Origin of the sequence: uncultured Psychrobacter sp. (assembly GCF_947500265.1) — a bacterium.
Classification (GTDB): domain Bacteria; phylum Pseudomonadota; class Gammaproteobacteria; order Pseudomonadales; family Moraxellaceae; genus Psychrobacter.
Window position 1 is genome coordinate 417,890 of the sequence record NZ_CANMRN010000002.1, and the last position, 19,727, is coordinate 437,616.

General features: G+C 43.4%; 16 protein-coding genes and 1 tRNA gene. 4 read left to right on the top strand and 13 right to left on the bottom strand.

All coding sequences use genetic code 11. The features are described 5' to 3' along the window. Positions 1-44: 44 nt before the first annotated feature. From uppS to rimO, 4 genes are all read right to left on the bottom strand, one after another. Positions 45-803: a polyprenyl diphosphate synthase gene (uppS, locus tag Q0788_RS04275; protein ID WP_298808128.1), complete on the bottom strand. Its 759-nt coding sequence runs from the start codon at positions 801-803 to the stop codon at positions 45-47. A gap of 389 nt (positions 804-1,192) precedes the next feature. Beyond that, entirely contained in the window at positions 1,193-1,747 is a 555-nt protein-coding gene (gene frr / locus Q0788_RS04280) for a ribosome recycling factor (protein ID WP_057759123.1), read from the bottom strand. A 112-nt stretch (positions 1,748-1,859) separates the two neighbouring features. Continuing rightward, positions 1,860-2,585 carry a UMP kinase gene (pyrH, locus tag Q0788_RS04285; RefSeq protein ID WP_057759121.1) on the bottom strand — a complete coding sequence of 242 codons (726 nt, stop codon included), beginning with the start codon at positions 2,583-2,585 and terminating at the stop codon, positions 1,860-1,862. Between the two features lie 172 nt (positions 2,586-2,757). Continuing rightward, positions 2,758-4,344 (bottom strand): 30S ribosomal protein S12 methylthiotransferase RimO, encoded by a 1,587-nt coding sequence (rimO, locus tag Q0788_RS04290; protein ID WP_201555859.1) that lies wholly within the window; start codon positions 4,342-4,344, stop codon positions 2,758-2,760. A 135-nt stretch (positions 4,345-4,479) separates the two neighbouring features. Here rimO and Q0788_RS04295 point away from each other — a divergent pair, with 135 nt between their 5' ends. The 3 genes from Q0788_RS04295 (at position 4,480) to Q0788_RS04305 (ending at position 8,027) form a co-directional block, all read left to right on the top strand. Beyond that, a complete protein-coding gene (locus tag Q0788_RS04295; RefSeq protein WP_298808136.1) occupies positions 4,480-5,844 on the top strand; it encodes an ATP-binding protein in 1,365 nt (454 codons plus the stop codon). A 98-nt stretch (positions 5,845-5,942) separates the two neighbouring features. Continuing rightward, positions 5,943-7,724 (top strand): sigma 54-interacting transcriptional regulator, encoded by a 1,782-nt coding sequence (locus Q0788_RS04300; RefSeq protein WP_298808137.1) that lies wholly within the window; start codon positions 5,943-5,945, stop codon positions 7,722-7,724. Between the two features lie 218 nt (positions 7,725-7,942). Beyond that, positions 7,943-8,027, top strand: a tRNA-Leu gene (locus Q0788_RS04305). 203 nt (positions 8,028-8,230) lie between these two features. Here the strand turns inward: Q0788_RS04305 and Q0788_RS04310 are convergent. The 3 genes from Q0788_RS04310 to Q0788_RS04320 all read right to left on the bottom strand — a co-directional run bounded on the left by Q0788_RS04310 (position 8,231) and on the right by Q0788_RS04320 (position 10,442). Next, positions 8,231-8,629, bottom strand: a complete 399-nt coding sequence (locus Q0788_RS04310) for a ribbon-helix-helix domain-containing protein (RefSeq protein ID WP_298808139.1) — start codon at positions 8,627-8,629, stop codon at positions 8,231-8,233. Between the two features lie 59 nt (positions 8,630-8,688). After that, on the bottom strand, positions 8,689-9,249 hold the full coding sequence (locus Q0788_RS04315) for a DJ-1/PfpI family protein (RefSeq protein WP_298808363.1): 561 nt from the start codon (positions 9,247-9,249) through the stop codon (positions 8,689-8,691). Between the two features lie 167 nt (positions 9,250-9,416). Further along, complete coding sequence (locus tag Q0788_RS04320) at positions 9,417-10,442, bottom strand: protein kinase (RefSeq protein ID WP_298808141.1); 1,026 nt, start codon at positions 10,440-10,442, stop codon at positions 9,417-9,419. 248 nt (positions 10,443-10,690) lie between these two features. Between Q0788_RS04320 and Q0788_RS04325 the strand changes: the two genes are divergently transcribed. Further along, positions 10,691-11,638 (top strand): ATP-binding protein, encoded by a 948-nt coding sequence (locus Q0788_RS04325; RefSeq protein WP_298808365.1) that lies wholly within the window; start codon positions 10,691-10,693, stop codon positions 11,636-11,638. Positions 11,639-11,678: 40 nt separating this feature from the next. Here the strand turns inward: Q0788_RS04325 and Q0788_RS04330 are convergent, their stop codons facing one another. The 6 genes from Q0788_RS04330 to gyrA all read right to left on the bottom strand — a co-directional run bounded on the left by Q0788_RS04330 (position 11,679) and on the right by gyrA (position 19,536). Further along, positions 11,679-12,815: a ribonuclease Z gene (locus Q0788_RS04330; protein WP_298808143.1), complete on the bottom strand. Its 1,137-nt coding sequence runs from the start codon at positions 12,813-12,815 to the stop codon at positions 11,679-11,681. A 101-nt stretch (positions 12,816-12,916) separates the two neighbouring features. Next, the gene (locus Q0788_RS04335) at positions 12,917-13,228 is read right to left on the bottom strand and encodes a hypothetical protein (protein WP_298808146.1); all 312 of its coding nucleotides are present in this window, start codon (positions 13,226-13,228) and stop codon (positions 12,917-12,919) included. A 94-nt stretch (positions 13,229-13,322) separates the two neighbouring features. Beyond that, positions 13,323-13,991 carry a glutathione S-transferase gene (locus tag Q0788_RS04340; protein WP_298808149.1) on the bottom strand — a complete coding sequence of 223 codons (669 nt, stop codon included), beginning with the start codon at positions 13,989-13,991 and terminating at the stop codon, positions 13,323-13,325. A 194-nt stretch (positions 13,992-14,185) separates the two neighbouring features. After that, positions 14,186-15,256 carry an EamA family transporter RarD gene (gene rarD, locus Q0788_RS04345; protein WP_057759099.1) on the bottom strand — a complete coding sequence of 357 codons (1,071 nt, stop codon included), beginning with the start codon at positions 15,254-15,256 and terminating at the stop codon, positions 14,186-14,188. Between the two features lie 240 nt (positions 15,257-15,496). After that, positions 15,497-16,567 carry an EamA family transporter RarD gene (gene rarD / locus Q0788_RS04350; RefSeq protein ID WP_298808152.1) on the bottom strand — a complete coding sequence of 357 codons (1,071 nt, stop codon included), beginning with the start codon at positions 16,565-16,567 and terminating at the stop codon, positions 15,497-15,499. 176 nt (positions 16,568-16,743) lie between these two features. Beyond that, on the bottom strand, positions 16,744-19,536 hold the full coding sequence (gene gyrA, locus Q0788_RS04355; RefSeq protein WP_298808154.1) for a DNA gyrase subunit A: 2,793 nt from the start codon (positions 19,534-19,536) through the stop codon (positions 16,744-16,746). Positions 19,537-19,727: the final 191 nt, after the last annotated feature.

The window sequence follows — 19,727 nt, forward strand, 5'->3', positions numbered from 1 at the left end:
TACTAACTAAACTGAACCGACTGACTTATCTATCAACTCGCTGCTCAGTGAATTTGCTGCTCTGTCACTACCTGCTCGCTGGTTTTGCCAAAACGGCGTTGGCGTTTAGCAAACTCTGCGATCATCAAAGCCAGCTCTTCTGCTGTAAAATTCGGCCATAATGTAGGAGTGAAAAACAGCTCAGCATAAGCAGATTGCCACAATAAGAAATTAGAAATACGATACTCGCCGCCCGTACGCACCAGCATATCTACTGCTGGCGTATCGGCTAATTGTACGTAGTTACCTAACAACTCTTCGCTGACATCTTCCGCTTTTAACTCGCCAGCTTGCACTTGCTGAGCCAACTGTTTTGCTGCGTTTGCGATATCCCACTGTCCACCGTAGCTAATCGCAATCACCAACGTCATCGCATCGAACTCCGCCGTCTTTTCTTCTGCATCAGCCATTAGCGTTTGTAATGACTCACTAAGCTGACTGCGATCACCGATGAAACGCAAGCGAATACGATACTCATTCATGCGCGGCATTTGCTCATGAATCGTCGATGTGAGTAGCTGCATCAAAAGTGCTACCTCACTAGGCGGTCTCTGCCAATTTTCGCTAGAAAACGCAAATACAGTCAGTACTTCAATGCCTGTATTGACACAGTAATCAACGATAGGGTCGAGCGCATCTTTGCCAGCCACATGTCCTTGACCGTGGCGCAAATCATTGGCCTTACCATAGCGATTGTTACCATCCATAATGATGGCGATATGACGAGGAAGAATAGCGGGCGCCAAAACGGCTGAAGTGGACATAGGCGAACTTGCTTATTGTTAAGGTAAAATAATAATAACGTGTGCAACAGCGATTAAAAAGCGCCATTTATATAATTCACTAACTTATCACAATTGCGTCGTTAGTTTTTAGTGTTCAGAATGCGATGGATCCAGTTCAATCAACCACACCTTTGGCTTGCTTCAGATATGGCTTCATATAGTTGATTCAGTTTAAAAGAGAAACAGCACAACCGAGTGCAGATGTAACTGTGATACTTTAAGCGGGATTAACGCTGTCACTTTTTTATAAAGGATTGACTATATCAGTCTACACAATAATAAACAGCCAATAGCTATAAAGTATTGGCTGCTCAATTACAGATAATCTACCGAACTGATTCTTGCTATAAATGGCAAGTATATCAGTATTAAACTTCCATCAAATCGCTTTCTTTCTTACTCAAGCGAGCATCGATCGTTTCGATATATTTGTCAGTGATTTTTTGAATGTCATCACTAGCGCGGCGCTCATCATCTTCTGAGATTTCTTTTTCTTTTGCCAAATCTTTGATGTCATTCATCATGTCACGGCGAATGTTACGGATAGACACTCGGCTGCTCTCAGCTTCCCCACGTGCAAGTTTTTGCATATCGCGACGAGTATCTTCTGTCAATGCTGGCATCGGCACGCGAATCACATCAGCAGACATTGGGTTTAGACCCAAATCTGCTTCACGAATGGCCTTGTCTACTGCTTGTACCATCGTACGGTCAAACGGTTGAACCAACAAAGTACGTGAGTCTTCAACGTTGACGCTTGCCACTTGGTTCAATGGTGTATCAGAACCGTAGTAGCTGACCATCACACCTGACAACATACCTGGATGCGCACGGCCAGTACGAACTTTACTGAAAGTGCTTTCAAGCGCTTCCAATGTTTTTTGCATGCGTGCTTCGCCGTCTTGTTTAATCTCTTTAATCATTGTGTATCCTTATTTATCGTTACCGACAAATCTTTTATTTGCTATTGGGATATTAATTATTTGTTGCTAATCGTTAGCTATTTACTGACGTTAATTACCAGTATTGCATCAATTAATGAAAAACTCGTGTACCTTCATTTTCACCCATAATGACATTCAACAATGCATTAGGCTTAGTCATGTCAAACACTTGTAGCGGCACGTTATGCTCACGGCACAGTGCAATAGCCGTTAAATCCATGACGCCTAGCTTTTGCTCTAGTACTTCATCAAAAGTCAGACCGTCATATTTGACTGCATCATCATGTAGGCTCGGGTCTTTGTCGTAAACGCCGTCGACCTTGGTCGCTTTTAAAATCAAACCAGCTTCGATCTCGATACCGCGCAAACAAGCAGCAGTGTCAGTGGTAAAGAATGGGTTACCCGTACCTGCGACAAAGATACAAACTTCGCCGTTTTTAAGATAACGAATGGCATTACGACTGCTATAGCTTTCAGTAACTTCACCAATCGGCAATGCAGACATCAAGCGCGTTTTTATGTTGCGACGCTCAAGCGCATCACGCATTGCCAGTCCGTTCATAACGGTCGCTAGCATACCCATCTGATCACCAGTAACGCGGCCAACGAGACCTTCTTTTTGTAACTGCGCACCGCGATATAAGTTACCACCGCCAACTACGATACCCACTTGGACACCAAGTCCACGCAAGTGAGCGATAGACAAGCTCATTTTATCAAGCACTTCGGTATCGATACCCATGTCTTTACTACCAGCTAAGGCTTCACCGGAGAGTTTCAGCAAGATACGAGCGTAACGCGGGTTTTTGTCAGACATGAGGTCACCTTGTTATCATGAAATTATAAAGAAAATTATCGGTAAAATACAAATCGAGTTTGCCCACAACGCTACACTTACAGCTAAGCGTATTAAAAAGGCTAAATTGCGCTAATTGTAGCAAAAACTGCCCGCCATTGGGCAATTTTCACTCGCATATCTTATTGGATATCTAGCCTTGATAACTGGCGAACAGATCGTATTCGCTAGCATCATCGATAGTCACGGTTAAGAACTGCCCTACTTTAACTTGAGCGTTGATGTCGTCAACATAGACATGACCATCAATTTCAGGTGCATCAGCATAGCTACGGCAGATAGCAATATTTTCATCGCTATCAATTTCATCGACCAATACCGTTAAGGTCTTGCCGACTTTTTCTTGTAACTTTTGCGCTGAAATATCTTGCTGTAGCGCCATTAAACGCTCGTAGCGAGACTGCTTGACGTCTTCAGGCACATGATCAGGCAAGTCGTTGGCCACTGCGCCTTCTACTTCTGAATAAGTAAATGCACCCACGCGATCAAGACGTGCTTCAACTAGCCAATCAAGCAAGCACTGAAAATCTTCTTCCGTCTCGCCAGGGAAGCCAACCACAAAGGTCGAACGAATCACGATATCAGGACAGATATCACGCCACGCTTTGATACGGGCCAAGGTGTTTTCGCTATGTGCAGGACGTTTCATCGCCTTTAGTATGCGATGACTGGCATGCTGAAACGGAATGTCCAGATAAGGCAGTAGTTTTTTCTCACCCATCAACTCAACGACTTTGTCTACATGTGGATACGGATAGACATAATGCAAGCGAACCCAAATGCCCAAATCGTTCAATGCTTGGCATAAGTCATAAAACTTAGACTTGAGCGGCATACCATTCCAAAAGCTGGTCTTGTATTTTAGGTCAAGACCATATGCTGAGGTATCTTGCGAGATGATAAGTAATTCTTTCACGCCAGCTTTTTTGAGCGCCAGTGCTTCATTCATCACATTATCAATTGGGCGCGATACCAAATCACCGCGCAAGCTTGGAATAATGCAGAACGTACAACGGTGATTACAGCCTTCTGATATTTTTAGATAAGCATAATGGCTTGGGGTCAGCTTGATACCCGCTTCATTAATCAAATCTATTTTTGGATCATAGTTGGCGTCCTGACTGCGATTTGGCTTGGGCACATGCTGCGCTACTGCCGTAATTACTTCGTCATAGGCATGCGCGCCCGTCACTGCTAATACAGCTGGATGCATCTCACGGATTTTGTCCGCTTCTTTGCCCAGACAGCCAGTGACAATCACTTTACCGTTTTTGCTAATGGCCTCGCCGATTGCATCAAGTGACTCTTGTACTGCTGATTCAATAAAGCCACAAGTGTTTACCACGACCAAGTCAGCACCGTCGTAATCGCTGGCTACTTGATAGCCGTCACGGCTTAGCTCAGTGATAATACGCTCACTATCCACCAATGCTTTTGGACAACCTAGTGACACAAAACCAATCTTTGGCGCCGCACTAACTGGCATCGTAGCAGTCGCATTGGCAGTCGTAACATCGCTGCTTTGGGCTACACTACGGTTCTGATTGTGGTTGGCTTTATGATGGTAAGGTTGTTTAGTGTCTGTTTGACTGGCATCTGCCTGACTCTGCGCTTGTACTATGGTAGGCGCGGCAGGATTGAAGATAGTGGCAGTGTCTTTTACGGCAGATAGAGGAGCTGTTGCTGTCGTATTCACTGACTCGGTAGAAGTTTTGGACATGGCTGACCTTGCTAGAGATAAATTGGCTGAGCGCATTGTACGTTTTTTTTGCAAAAATCACCAGTTTTGCCGCTCTATAGTCTTGATTTGTGGTTAAATATTATCTCAAGCATCTGACTTTTTTGGGCACTACTGATGAACGCTGATTTTATAACCGCCAAAACAACCCCTGACCTCGCATTTATATCTCAGCATTTATTCACCGCTATTTTATGGGTCAACGATGAGCTATCAATCACACGGTTGAATGCTCAAGCCGAGCAGCTACTTGCCATTAGTAGCGGCAGATTAATCAATCAATCCATCTTAACCCTGCTCGCACCTGATGAATTGAAGACTAAAGATACTGCATTTATCGATAATAATAGTAATGATGCAAATGAAAATGAGCCTTCGAGCGAGCCAGCATACTCGTTGACCGAGCGCTTTGTGCAAGCGCAGAACTATCAGCAGCCTTTTATCGATCATGATCACATTATAAAAACACCGCTAAATGGTAATTTATCATTGTCAGTCGACTATAGCGTCACGCCAGTCATCTATGAACAGCAGCCTTATTTTATTATCGAGATGTGGGGTAAAGATCGTCAAAGTCGTATCTCTGAGGAGCAGCGTCAACAGCAGCAGTATACAGTTGCCCGTCATATGCTACGCTCAGTGGCACACGAAATAAAAAACCCTCTTGCTGGTATTCGCGGGGCAGCACAACTGTTGCAACGGCAGTTTATTAAATTCAGTGACGCATCTACTACTAGCGTCTCTAGCGCTGATGGTGCTTTGACAACCACCAACGCTGACACGCAGCATGATTTGCAAAAAATGAATCAAAAACTGCGCAACTATACGGACATTATTATTTCAGAAACTGATCGATTAACCCATCTTATTGGGCAGCTTCTGGGTTCCAATCAACTGCCAAACTGGCAAACGCTCAATATCCATGAGCCTTTGGAGCATGTCTTAACCTTAGTGACCAATCAGTATCCACAGGTAGTGTTACAGCGTGATTATGATTTATCATTGCCAGAGTTGTGTGCAGATAAGGATCAGCTGATCCAAGTGTTTTTAAATCTTATTAATAATGCTTGTGAGTCGATGACTGAGTTCGAACAAACGCTACAACAGAATAAAATCTCAGAGTCTCAAGAATCACCACAAGCTACTACGCAAACTGAGAGCAATTCTGACTATCAACCGACATTGCATATTCAAACACGGGTTGCTTTTCAGCATACGATCGTCGGGCAGCAGCACAAGCAAGTGATGCAAATTACTATTACTGATAATGGCTCAGGTATTGATCCAGCATTGATCGGTCAGATATTTTTCCCGATGGTCACTAGCCGTGCAGCCGGTACAGGTCTTGGATTATCCATCGTCCAAGATATTATCAGTCATCATCATGGTATGATTGATGTGAGCTCGACAAAAGAGCAAGAAGATAAGCAAACCCGATTTACGCTATATCTACCATTTACTCAACCCATCACTGAGACATAAAACAAATTATGAATTTATGAATTAAAGGCTGCTAAGTTTCATAACGCCAACTCCCAATCCCCAACTTACCATCAATAATTGCTGATTAGGCCCAATACATGACTGAATATAGCGACGACCTCCAACCTAAAAGCGATGATCAATCAACACAATCACAAATAGTAACTGTGAATAATGCACCCAGCGACCACCCTGCAACATTGTGGTTAATCGATGACGATGCAGCCCTACGTATGGTGTTGGCAGACACGTTTGAAGATGCTGGATTGACCGTTATCAGTTTTACTCAAGCACAAGCAGCATGGACTCGCCTTAACGATGTGTTAAAACAGCAAGAGTCAGCCGAGCAATTACCAGACGTCATACTGACCGATATTCGTATGCCAATGATGGATGGGTTGTCTTTTAGCGACTGGGTCCATCAGCACTTCCCCAAAATGCCAATCGTAATTATGACGGCACACTCAGACCTGACCTCTGCTATCAATAGCTATCAGACTGGTGCTTTTGAATACCTCCCCAAGCCTTTTGACTTAGATGACGCGGTTGCAACGATTTATAAAGCCATCAATTACCAGCCCAATTTGGAAACAACGACCGTTTCCCTTTCAGATGAACCCAATACCAATACAACGTCTGACACGTCTACCGAAGACCTGATAAAACCTAAAGCAGCATCTTCTAGTAAGACAACCAAAGACAATAAGAACAAAGGTGCCAGCGTAACCAAAAGTAATGGGAACCCTAGCGGCATCATTGGACAGTCTCCAGCCATGCAAACGGTGTTTCGTGCTATTGGCAGACTGGCTCAATCCCCCATTTCCGTCTTAATCACTGGAGAGTCTGGAACGGGTAAAGAGTTGGTAGCCAGTGCATTGCACCAACACTCCCCTCGTAAGCAGCAACCGTTTATTGCGCTTAATATGGCAGCCATACCACATGACTTGATCGAGTCTGAGCTATTTGGTCACGAAAAAGGCGCGTTCACTGGTGCAACGACGATGCGTCAAGGCCGTTTTGAGCAGGCAGACGGCGGTACTCTATTTTTAGACGAAATCGGTGACATGCCTTTTAGCACTCAGACACGCCTGTTACGCGTACTGGCCAATGGTGAGTTTTATCGTGTTGGTGGCCAGCAGCCAATCAAGGTCGATGTACGTATCATCGCAGCCACCCACCAAAACTTAGAAGAGCTGGTAAAACAAAGCCGATTCCGCGAAGACTTATTTTATCGCCTTAATGTCATTCGATTACCCTTACCACCACTACGTACACGCCCTGAGGACATTCCTGCATTAGCGCTTTATTTTATGCAGTCTGCCGCAGAGCAAATGAATACCACTCCAAAGTATCTACATCCTGCCGCATTGCAAATTATGCAGACGTTTGACTGGCGTGGTAATGTGCGGCAATTAGAAAACGTCTGTTTATGGCTCACCGTGATGGCCACTGGTGATACGGTGATGGCGACAGACTTGCCACCAGAGCTACTTGAAAACATCTCACCTAATACGGTGCTTTATGAAGAGCATGGCTCATCACAGGAAGACGCTCAAGAGAACTTGGTACAAAATGGCGATGTATTAAATGGCAGTTCATTAAACAGTCATCAAAATAATCAAAGTAGCCCGTTGCCTAAGAACCAAAGTTGGCAACAAGCATTGGCTGATTGGGCTGAGCAGTCGTTAAGCACAGGTGAAACTGATATTTTACAAACAGCAACCCCTGAGTTTGAGCGCGTTTTATTAACAGCAGCACTCAATCATAGTGGCGGCAAAAAGATAGAAGCCGCAAGCTTACTTGGTTGGGGACGCAATACTCTGACACGCAAATTGCAGCAATTGGATATCTCTGCCCCGAGAGTACCAACTAAAGAGTAAATAAACGCATAAAACATGATAATAAATTATTATTAATATCAATCACTTAAAATTAGTACCGAAAATAAATGATAAATAATTAAAAATAATTGCAAATAGGGGTTGCCAAACAATTAAAACTCTATATAATAGCCAACCACTGAGACGCACTACCGAATCAGTTAACTATCTAGATAGCGTTTGAGTTTAATCGCCTTTGATGATAGAGTAACGAAAATGGGGCTGTGGCGGAATTGGTAGACGCACCAGATTTAGGTTCTGGCGCCGCAAGGTGTGAGAGTTCGAGTCTCTCCAGCCCCACCATTTTCGGATAGTACATCTTAGACCAAATATCAAAACCTGCTTTTAGCAGGTTTTTTTGTGTCTGGAATTTGGTGTTAAAACTATAAAATATCTTATTAAAAGTATTAATCTTCTTTTCTAAATCCTTTAACACTTCCTCCATACTCTGATGGCACTTACTTACCCGCTACATCAATGCTTTAATGTACTTGCCATAGACAGAACTAATTAATAGAAAGGTTTCCCTCACTATCATTAAATAATACACTACGTTGATTTTTACGGAGGGTTTCACGTTGAATGATATTTTTTGCATCGACTTTTTCTAAAGGTAATCTTGTTTCGCGAGAAAGATCACCATCGGCTATTAAGGATAAATAACGAGAACAACAAACTCTTAAAAAAGAGGTAAAATTGCCAATATCATGGTCAGCATCGAGAGATTCAAGGTATAGCTTAGTGATCAGCTGATTAACCGTCATTTGATCGCGAAATGACAACTCTTCTAATATGTCCCAAAAAAACACTTCTAAACGAATTGAAGTGACAACTCCCTGAATGCGAAGCGATTTGGTTTTAGAGCTCCACAAGCTATCGTCAGCACTAATAAAAAGTTGGCACATATATATATCCTCTCTCGATACTGGGGTCTATTGAACGTTCAACAAACCCAAATTAATGCTTATAGCAAGGCAACAAATTGCTTTAGCATCGCTGGGTGGGCAGGCCATGCAGGACCCGTTACTAGCTGGCCATCTGTAATAGCGCCATCCATAGGTAACTCGATATACTCAGCGCCAGCCATTTCTATTTCTGGCTGACACGCAGGATAAGCAGATACTTTTTTACCCTTCAATACGCCAGCAGCCGTCAGCATTTGTGGCCCATGGCAAACTGAGGCAATCGGTTTATCAGTATTTGCGAAATGCTGAATCATTGCAATGACCTTAGCATTCAAACGCAAGTACTCTGGTGCACGTCCACCTGGTAAATACAAAGCATCGTAGTCTTCTACATTGATATCGGCAAAAGACGCATTAAGGACAAAATTATGACCGCGTTTTTCGGTATAAGTTTGATCACCTTCGAAGTCGTGTATTGAGGTAGCAATGCTATCACCTGCAACCTTATCTGGGCATACCGCATCAACCTCATGCCCCATCGCTAGAAGCGCTTGGAACGGAACCATGTTTTCATAGTCTTCAACAAAATCACCGGTTATGATAAGTACTTTAGCCATGATATTCTCACTGTATTGTAATAAAACACTGTAATGAAATACGGGAACCCAAATTAGCTTATAGCGACTTCGCTTAAAATGAGCCTGAATATCCATTCAAACATAAAAAACAACGACTAGGTAATATGTGAATACTACAAACAATCACTTTTTAAAATAAAATAATAAATTCAGCTGTTGTCTAATAACTTTAAATCTATCAATATCTTATCCATATCCCGATACCGTCTCTCTTCCCGCTTCGCCAATGCTTTATCGACAATACATTGATAGTGACTATATTCTGATGGTAACGTTGGAATAGGTTGTTGGCAATGCTGAATCGCCCACGCTTTTGATTTATCATGGCTGTCGGCATTTATCTGAAACGGGCGTTTTCCTGTTAGTATCTCAACCATCATTACGCCAAACGCGTAGATATCACTCTGTATAGTTGCACTCTGACCTTGCCAACGCTCAGGTGCGAGATACGCTGGTGTGCCAGCAGGATTTGGTTGGCTATTAGCCACCGTCATACGTTGTAATAAAGCAAAATCAGTAAGTAATAATCTAGGGGCCAGATCGTTACTCATAGTATCTGCTGGCCACTCATCGTCAAAACCTTCAAGCAAAATATTACTAGGTTTAATATCATTATGTAGCCAGCCAGCCTGATGCAAATTGGCTATCAAGTATGCAGACTTCATGATGAAATGATGCTTTTGTGACGTTATCAATGACAGATGTTTTGAAGCGGTCAGCTGACTCGCCAAGCTACCATTAGTATAATAAGGCATGACCACTATAACTAGGTGTTGCAACTGCTCTAGTATTTGGACTTTTAGACAATGATGCGCCAATAGCGGCGGTGCGATAGCATTATCTTTGATTTTCGATGAAGCATTTACAGCAGCTAAAATATCCGCTTCGTGAGTTAAATCGGCAGCGATAGGATAAGCGCCATCACTCAACTGCCATTTAATCATCACGCTACCAAATTGCGGATGCTGGGCACGTGTTAGTCCTTGGAAGTAAGTCTTGTCGATATGTTGCGTTTTAATATCTCGTATTTGTTCTGTGCTTTGCTGAGCAATACGCTGATGTACTATCTCACTAAAATGTTGTGCAACCAGTTCTTGGGTAATAATGGGCAATAGCTGTATCGCCTGCGCTTTCAAGGCTTGCGTAATAGACGGATTACTGGCACTATTTTCCATGGTATTGTTTCTCATAATATAGTGAGATTATTGCCTTCCCATTCGTATCATTTCCAAAGATAATAATAGCGCGAATAATGATTACAAGTACTACGATTAATAGGTACTACGATTAATAGGTACTACGATTAATAGGTACTAAGATTGTAGGCACTGAAATTTCAGCAGCGTTAATTGTATTTTTGGGTATGGTATTAAAGACAACCTTAATTGCTAGAGCCACTATGTCCCAACCAACTATCCCAACCATGCCATCTGATCAACCTACTTACGCCCTACCCACACCGTTGTTAGACTTACTCAGTCAGTACTTACAAGAGCGAGTCACACCAACTATTGAAATCGATCCGAGCCAGCTTGCTTATCGCTGGGTTGGTGGACGCACTGGTCATCTGCAACCTTTGTCGGTCAATTTGTTTTTGAGCTTAGATGACTTGCATGGTATCGATACGCAAAAATCGAAACTGGTACAGAATACCCGCCAGTTTATTAAAGGTTACCCTGCCAACCATGTATTGATGTCAGGGACACGCGGTGCCGGTAAGTCATCATTGATTCGCGCTTTGCTACAAGCCCATCATAGTGAAGGCTTACGTATTATCGAGGTTGCCCGCGATGATCTGCAAGTATTGGATAAGATTCGTGCTGCTATTAATGCCCTACCAGCAGATTGCAATTGCCGCTATATCGTATACTGTGATGACCTCGCTTTTAATGGTCAAGACGAAAGCTATCGTGCGCTAAAGAGCGTGCTCGATGGCTCGCTAGACTCTGAGCAAGACAAACTACTGGTCTACGCCACCAGCAATCGCCGGCGCTTGCTACCGCAGATGATGAAAGACAATGTCGATATCTATAATGGGCAGACGGATGAAGTCAATCCCTATGAGGCCATTGATGAGACCGTGTCATTATCAGATCGGTTCGGTTTGTCCCTCACCTTCCATCCTATGGATCAGCAGACTTATCTGCATATTGTTCAGCACTATCTGAATTTAGAGCAGCAAAAAATATTCGCTGATCTGGATAGTGATGCTAAGGACATTTTGGAAAGTCATTCTATGCCTGATAAGATCAGAAAGGATGCGCTACGTTGGGCCTCAGAACGTGGCGGTCGCTCAGGACGAGTTGCTTACCAGTTCAGCCGCTTTTGGAGTGGTAAAACACAACTGGCTATCGAAGACAGTAAGCACTAGGTCATATTTAACGCTAAATCATATCTAAGCTTAGCCATATCTAATCACTGCGTGCAGAGCCTATATACTGCACGCGACTCTCTTCTTGACTGCCCTCTTGATTGCTTACCGACTCAATTGCACCATCAACCATATATTGAGCAAAATCTTCTGCCAGCCATAGATTGCCTTTGTAAACGCTCTCAGCATCTAAACGAATATTTGCCATGTTTGGTGTCTTGCTATTAGGATTATCAAAAACCTGATAACGGGCGCTAAAGTGCGTCAAAACTAGATTTTTGAGTCCAGCCGCTTGGGCAAATTCGCCGAGCAATTGGGCGCTACTATGCATCGGATCATAGTCTGGGTTTTTGGCTCGAATCTTAGTGAGCACCTCGTGCGTATAAGTAGCTTCATGCACCAATAAACCCGCATTGATAACGGCTTTGCTTAACAAATTTGGCGCATCATTGTCTCCTGCCACCACCACTCGCGTCCGCTGTATCTCATTGTCAACATAGTCTACTGAGCGCAATTGTCTATTATCCTCAGTCATGACATCTTCGCCTTGCTGCAATTTACCCCACAATGCGCTTGCTGGAATACCATCCGCCATAAGCTTATCTGTATTAAGGATGCGGCGGCTAATAGTCTGAGTAATACCAAAGGCATGAGAAGCAACCCGATGTGATAGCGGCGTGATATCAATATCAAGCTGATGTTGGTCGCTTAAGCTAATGCTGACTTTGTTCGTATCACCTTGCTCAGCTAACACCTCTTCAATCGCTATAAAGTCGAGAGCGAAAGGTAGATACAGCTCTGTAGTTGCGGTAATAGCTTCAAGCAAAGTAGCAATTGCTTTTGGGGCAATCAAAGTTAATGGCTCACGGCGCCCTGACATAGCAGCGCTTGCTAATAGCCCTGGTAGACCGTAGCAATGATCACCATGCACATGAGTGATGCAGATAGCAGCTAATTGATGTAGGGAGAGCTTGGTATGTAGCAATTGCTGCTGCGTGCCTTCACCACAATCAATCAACACCCATGGACGCGATTTCTTATTCTGATTGTTCTGTTGACGACTTCCTTGCTGTACGCCAGAGGTATGCGGATTCAGACACTCTATTGCCAGTGCAGTCACATTACGCTGTTTGGTCGGTACACCCGCAGAGGTACCCAAAAAGGTTAGCTTTAGCATAATGATGCCTTTTATTTATCAGGAGTACTGGCTCAGACTGCAAGAGCGTCTCTTCATCCTAAAACGATAACAGAAATGAGATAAACAAAGAATATGCCTAGCTATGACAATTGGCATATCATGGTTTTTTGACCTTCAACCATTTGTCCACCATTGGCAGTACACTCATTTACCATATTTGATTCGTAAGATTTCCAGCCACCATAAAAGCTCGCTGCACACAGAATTACCACTAGAATTTTCTGTGACCACGATTTGATAGAGACTTGCTGGCTATTAATCTGCTGTCTATTATTTTCTTGCATACTGGTATCTTGCTTATTAAGTGATGTTTGAGTTGCTGACTGATTGTCATTTACGTCTAGGCTATCTTGCTTTAGATTGTCTTTATTCGAGGTGTTTAGATCTGTCATAACATTATCCTAAAAAAGGCTTTGTTTATTCATAAACAAAGCCTTTGGTCTACATGGCTACTTAAGCGTTGAGAGAGGATTATACCAGTATCCTCTAAAAATTCAGACGGCCGCCCTTTTTTTCTGCTCGCTTAAAGGCATCTCGTTCTTCGCAGCGTTTGAGCCAGTTCAAAAGATTGGTATATTTACTCTGATCTAAACCTGCACCAGCATTGGCACCCAAGACTGCAAGATGCATTTGAATATCAGCGGCGCTAAATTCACTACCTGCAAACCAATGGTTTTCATGTAAGTGACGCTCCATCATATCTAGCATCTTCTCCAAACTGCTACTGATCATGTTCTTTTCAATCTGACCTTGAATTTTTTTGCTAATAGGTTTGATTAACATTGGCGACTGAGACACTACTTTCGTGAATACCAAACGCATGACCAACAGCGGCATTAATGAAGCCTCTGCAAAGTGTAGCCAAAACGTATAGGCTTCCCATGCTGCTTCGTTATTATCGTCAGGTTTGAACTGCTTTTCTTTATCATAGTGCTTAATCAAATACTCAATGATAAACCCTGATTCAATCAGCACACGATCGTCTGCTTCTAATATTGGTGCATTACCAATCAGATGCACTTGCTTTAGGCTATCAGGAGCACGGTATGCCTTGTTGCGCTCATAGCAAGTCAGTTTATAATCGGCACCGAGCTCTTCCAAAAGCCAGATAATACGAAACGAGCGCGAGTTTGCTAAATGATGAAGATGTAACATAAACCGTCCTAGTTATATATTGTAGTAAATCAGCCATAATATCTCAGATATAGCACCATACGTTTACTCGATCGTGGCACTACTGCTCTCGATAATAGCGTAATTTGTACTTCTTTAATACTGTGAGTTGGCAGACATACTGGAAAACAATGCCTACCGAATAGATACTATCTAAGACGGTGTACTCTTTGGCATCAATCTAAATGTAATGCTTCAATCTTGCGCGTCATTTTATCTATCTTTTGCTGATATTTTTTGATCTGACGGAATCGATGCGCGATTAGCACGCCTTTGATACGGCGATTTTTCAGGCGGCGACGTGGTGGAAAACTGCCTACTTGTGGCTCATTGTAGCCATGTAAGCGGTCTTCACGTTTACGCGCCATATAACCCAGCGCACTATCAGCAATCATAATCAGCAGTGCGATAAAGATCATGCTGTACATCAGCATGGAGCCACCATCATGTAAGTTACGATCTAAAATTGCGATTGAGAAGATAAACAAGAATATTGGCTCAAGGTAGCACAGAGTTCCAAAAAGTGAGACAGGCAACTTCTGACTGGCCACCATTGTTAGTGACATTGCAGCGGTACTGATGATGCCTAATAACGGCAACAGATACCAAAGCTTGTGGTTGGTGATTGCTACTTCAAAACCGCCATTCATATACAGCGCGACAAGTACCACTGGCAACAACAATACAAGGTCTGAAATCAAACCAGTAATAGGTGGTACTGCCAACTTGCGGCGTAGTAGATAATAAGGAGGATAACCCAAGCAAACAAACAAAGTCGCCCAAGAAATAGCACCATACTCAAAAATATCGTAAGCGATGCCAAGACCTGCACATACGATAGCAGCCCACTGAAGTAAGCTCATGTCTTCGTTGTAAAAGAACCTGCCGACAACAATCATAATCATAGGATATAGGAAGTAACCCAACGTGACCTCAAGCCCCAAGCCATTGACTGGCGCCCACATAAATATCCAGATTTGCGCGCCCAAAATTGGTGTGGGTAGTATAAATAGAAACCACTCTTTTGCGTTTTTTAGTGTTTTTAGATAATCAAAAATGTGCTGCCACTGCTTTAGTACGCTGACCAGCAGTACGAGACTAAAAAACATTGTCAGTACGCGCCACGAAGCGACTTGCGTACCTGATAATGGTTGCAGCAGTAGACCAAATAAGAACAGTAATGAGTATAAAAAATTTGCAGCGACAGCGGTGATTGTACCCTGCGAGGTTTGGTTAGTAGTCAGCATCACAACAGCCTTTAAAGATTGGGGCACATCCATGGCAATTTTTAAAAAAAACAAAAGCCTCAGACGAGAACGTCTGAGGCTTTTGCATATAAGGTCGTCGCGCAATCTAAGTTGAACGCTTTTGATGTGTTAGGCTTACATCATGGTCGGCATTATGTCAAAGTCAGAATGAATAAGCAATGCCGCTGTTCATCTAGTGTTTAAACTTCTGCATTGAGTAAATTTAATGCAGGTAAGTGCTTATTTTGCATCAAGTTGTTCGATTTTTTGCTGTATCTTATCCATCTTCTTTTGGTAACGGCGAATCTTACGAAAACGATGGGCTTTTAGCACGCCATCGATACGCTGATTGATAAAATGACGACGCGGTGGAAAGCCGCCAATCTGAAGCTCTCTATAGCCATGCAAGCGGTCATTACGCTGACGAACGAGATAGCCTTTTACGCTATCAGCCATCATGACCAGTAGCGCAAGCGTAATCATGCCGTACATAAAGAGTGAACCACCTTCCTCAAGGCTTTGACTCAGAATCGTGATAGACAACACAAATAATAGCATCGGCTCTATATAACTTAGCGCTCCAAACAGTGAAACAGGCAACTTACTACTGGCAATCATCGTCAGCGACATCGCAAGCGCACTAAAAGCACCAAGCAGCGGTAACAGATACCAGAACTTCATGTCTTGCGCAGCAACATCAAAACCGCCCGTCATGTAGAGCACGATGAGCACTACTGGTGTCAACAGCGTCAAATCAAACAATAACCCTGTAATGGGCGGTACAGAAAGGGTGCGCCGTAGCAGATAATACGGTGGATACCCCAAGCATACAAACAGTGTCACCCAAGAGACTGAACCATACTGAACAATATCATAGCCGATACCGAGTGCTGCAAATATTGCGGCAGCCCACTGCAAGATGCTCATATACTCATGATAAAAGAATCGACCAAGCACAATCATCACTAGCGGCAATAAGAAATAACCCAACGTGACATCGAGACCAAAACCATTGACCGGCGCCCACATAAACAACCAAATCTGTCCCCCTAAGATTGGCGCAGGCAATATAAATATTAACCATTCCTTGATTGTCTTTAGCGTATTTATATAATCAAAAATACGTTGCCATTGTTTAGTCAAACTGACCAATATCACCAAACTGAGCAACATCATGAGCACACGCCATGATGCCACCTGCGTCCCTGTTAAGGGCAGCATAAACAGTCCAAACAAAAACATCATCGAGAATAAAAAGCTCGATGATACCGAAGCAACCGTTCCCTGAAAAGTTTGATTGGTCGTAAGCATAACAACAGCCTTAAAAAATAGAACCTTATTTACAGTATTGAAAAAATGAGAATTAAAAAACAAAAGCCTCCGACGATAACGTCAGAGGCTTTTTTCTAGAAAAATGCTAAGAGACTAGACTCAAAAGCTAATTACCAAGACTATTACTCGTCATCGTCTTATGCATAGTTAGTCTATTATAGATTGTCACTTGGTTTATGATCGTTTGCAATATCAATCACATCATCGACGTCAGTAGTTGCAGTATTGTCAGTTGTCGCATCAATATCTATCTGCTCTTGACCTTCTACTTCAAACGTACCGTCTTCTCTCATGGCATCGATAAGCTCATCATCGTTCTCTTCATGCTCAACACGCGCCATGGCAACCAGTTTTTCATCTTTTGACAGACGAATCAATGTTACGCCTTGCGTATTACGACCAGAGCTAGCAACATGCTCAACTGGGGTACGAACCAACGTACCTTTATCAGAGATTAGAATAATATCATCAGTAGAGTCGACCTTGGTCGCTCGTACTAAAGCGCCATTACGCTCACTGGTCTTGATAGCGATCACACCGCCACCGCCACGATTTTGCGTATTGAACTCATCGATAAAGGTACGTTTACCAAAGCCGTTTTCACAAGCAATCAAGATTTCACGTACATCATCTTCGATAACGACTAATGATTTGATAAATTCATCAGTAGCCAGACGCATACCGCGGACGCCTTTTGCCGTACGACCCATCGCACGCGCATCATTCTCATCAAAACGAATGGCTTTACCACTTGAAGCAAACAACATCACTTCTTGGCTACCGTTAGTGATACGAGCGCTGACCAATTTATCACCGTCTTCTAGTCCAACCGCAATCAAACCGTTCGAGCGAATATTGGCAAACTGCTTCAGTTCTACCCGCTTCACTGTACCGTTGGCCGTGGCAAAGAAGACAAAAGGCGGCTCTGCTTGGTTGCTATCTTCTATCGAATCGTCATCATTGCTTACTTCTGATACCTCACTTACTACTGATGTATCTTCCACGATTTTTGGAATTGGCAATATCGTCGTAACGGTTTCGTCGCTATTTAGACCAATTAGATTGACCAATGGACGACCGCGAGCACCGCGACTAGCAATCGGCACTTCAAAACCACGTAGACTAAAGACACGTCCACTATCAGTGAAACACAGTACCGTAGAATGCGTTGATGTTACGACTAAGTGATCGATTACATCGTCTTCTTTCATTGCCGTAGCAGACTTACCTTTACCGCCACGTTTTTGTGCGACATAGTCATCAATCGGCTGAGTTTTGGCGTAGCCAGTACGCGATACCGTCATGACGACCGTTTGCTCAGGGATAAGGTCTTCACGACTAAAGTCCATACGTGAATCGATGATATCGGTACGGCGCTCATCACCAAAGTTATCACGAATCTCGATCATCTCATTAGAGATAATAGCCATCAGCTTATCAAAATCGCCAAGAATAGACTCTAAATGCGCGATTTCACGTAATAGGTCTTGGTATTCTTCAGTCAGCTTGTCTTGCTCAAGACCAGTCAAACGATGCAGTTGCATATCTAAAATTGCATTGACCTGCTCAAGTGACAAGCGATAACGCTCTTCGCCTTCAATCAGACCAAACGGCGCTTTAGGATCTTCGCCATCGATAAACTCAGGACGTACCGATTGACTACCAGCAGCTGTGAGCATCGCAACGACACTACCTGAACCCCACGTGTTATTTAATAAGCTTTCACGTGCTAGACCACGGTTTGCCGACGCTTTAATCGTCGCAATAATCTCATCGATATTGGCTAGTGCGACCGTTAGACCTTCTAGCAAATGACCACGAACGCGGGCTTTGTTCAATTCATAAATCGTACGGCGGGTCACCACTTCTTGACGATGACGGACAAATGCAGCGATAAGCTGACGCAAGGTCAATAGTTTAGGCTGACCATTATCGAGTGCCACCATATTGATACTAAAGCTAGACTCTAGCGGCGTTTGTAGAAATAGGTTGTTAACAATAACTTCAGCCGTCTCACCGCGACGCAAATCAATAGCGATACGCATACCGTCTTTATCAGACTCATCACGAATCTCGCTAATGCCTTCGATTTTTTTATCACGAACAAGCTCTGCGATACGCTCGATCAGCTTAGCTTTATTAGCCTGATAAGGTACTTCGGTAAATACGATGCGCTCACGATCACGGTTGACGCCAGAATTGCTCATCGGCTCAATATGATAACGACCACGAATATGCAAACGGCCTTTACCCGTACGATAAGCATCTAAAATGCCCGCGCGGCCATAGATAATACCGCCCGTAGGAAAATCAGGACCTGAGATATGTGACATCAGCTCTTCGGCTGAAACTTGTGGGTTTTCAGCATAGGCCAAACAAGCATTAATCACTTCAGTCAGGTTATGCGGGGCCATATTGGTCGCCATACCAACGGCAATACCCGTCGCGCCATTGACCAATAGGTTAGGAATACGCGCTGGCATCACGCTTGGCATGCGCTCAGAGCCATCGTAGTTGTCTTCCCAATCGACCGTGTCTTTGTCCAAATCAGCGAGCATCTGGTGGGTCAGTTTGGTCATACGTACTTCGGTATAACGCATCGCTGCCGGAGGATCATCATCGATCGAGCCAAAGTTACCTTGACCATCAACCATTGGATAGCGCAAGCTGAAATCCTGCGCCATACGGACGATGGCATCATAGACGGCACTATCGCCATGTGGATGGTACTTACCGATAACATCACCGACCACACGTGCTGATTTTTTATACGGTTTATTATAATCGTTTGATAGCACGTGCATGGCATACATCACGCGGCGGTGTACAGGTTTGAACCCATCACGCACATCAGGCAGCGCACGCGAGACGATCACGCTCATCGCATAATCCAAATACGACTGCTTTAGTTCATCTACGATGCCAATAGGACTGACCGATTCGCTCATATACACTCCTTCACTCACATTTTTTTCTAACGTTGACACATCGCTTATGGCACCCATAGATCATATAAAAATACTGCCACATAAATGGGCAGTCATGACCAAAATAGACACCATAAAAAAACACTGCTACACGTGCAAAACAATAGGAAAATAGTGATACGGTTTTTGTTAAAAACAATGTTTAATAAAAG